Raw genomic sequence first — 1,378 nt, forward strand, 5'->3', positions numbered from 1 at the left:
CCACGGCGTCGGCCCCGTCGCTGTGGCCGGCGATCGCGGCCGTCACCGCCTCGGCGGCGGCCGGTTGCTCGGCCACCAGCGCGACCAATTCCCCTGCCCTCACCTCGAGGTCCAGCTCCCGGCCGTCGGGCAACTCCAGTCCGGTGACCTGCAGGTGCGACCCGGCGGGCACCTCCGCTCCGGACTCGTCCACCGGTGCCGAGGCCTGCAGGTCGACCAGGCGCTGCGCGGCACCGTGGGACCGGGCGTAGATGCCCACCATGGCGGTGATGAGCCGGACCGGTTCCTCGAAGAACACGGCCACACCGACCACCGAGACCAGCGTGCCGATCGCCATCTCCCCCGACAGGACGCGGTACCCGGAGGCCAGCAGGACCAGCGCCAGGACCACGGCCATGCCGAGCGAGCCGATGCCCTGGACCCGGCCGGTGCGCTCTGCGGTGACGATCCCGGCGTCGGCGGCGGCGCGCGAGGCGTCGCGGTACTGCTCGGCCGCCCAGCGCTCACCGCCGCCGGCCTTGAGCACGCGCAGTCCGGCCATGATGTCGGTCGCGCGGTTGCTCGCCATACCGATGGCCGTCTGCTGCGCGGTGCTGTGCCGGGAGATGACCCGGCTGGGCAGCGCCACCAGCACCAGGCTCAGCGGGACGCCGATCAGGACGATCAGCCCCACCAGCAGGTCGGTCCACAGCAGGTAGACCGAGATCCCCGCGATGCCAATGAGCGCGGAGCCGCCCAGGGCGATCTGCCGGAAGATCTGGGCCGCCACGTCGGCATCGGCCGAACACACCGAGAGCACGTCGCCCGAGCTCGCGTCGTCCATGGCGCGGCGCCGGGTGAGCGGGACCCGCGTGGCCTCCACCCGCAGGTCGTGGGCCTCCTCCTGCACGGCCCGGTTGGCCATCCGTGCGCCGAAGCGGTAGCTCAGGCTGAGCACGGTGAACAGTGCGACCAGCCCGAGGACCGACCACACCATCGCCCAGCGGTCCAGCGGGATGATCGCCCGGTCGACGATCACGCCGATCGCGATGGGGACCAACGCCTCACACACCTGCCACATCGTCATGAGCACCAGACCGGGAACGACCAGGCGCTTGCGGCGTCCGATCGCGCGGAGCAGGAGCCCGTTCGCGGTCGACGGGACGCCGGTGGCCTGCCGGTGCGTCGCTGCTGGTGCTGACATGCGTGTGGGGCTCCCGCCGGTGGTGATGGGCTGTGAGTCGGTCTCGCGCCCCATGACACTAGTTCCACCCGGGGACGCGGCGGTTCACACGTCCCCTCCGGCTTGCGCGTCCTCTACGGCTTGCGCGTCCTCTTTGCCCGGGCCACCGCGGCTTGTGCGGCGTGCCCGGACCAATCCGCGCGCGCAAGCCAGGGT

The 1,378-nt window shown here is 72.4% G+C and carries 1 protein-coding gene; it reads right to left on the reverse strand.

Features of this window, described 5'->3' with window-relative positions:
- Window positions 1-1,183 (reverse strand): ABC transporter ATP-binding protein (locus tag IY392_RS17750; RefSeq protein ID WP_228549596.1); only part of this gene is annotated, 1,183 nt, incomplete at its 3' end.
- Window positions 1,184-1,378 lie beyond the last annotated feature (195 nt).

Source organism: Dietzia sp. SYD-A1 (genome assembly GCF_015356725.1).
Lineage (GTDB): Bacteria > Actinomycetota > Actinomycetes > Mycobacteriales > Mycobacteriaceae > Dietzia.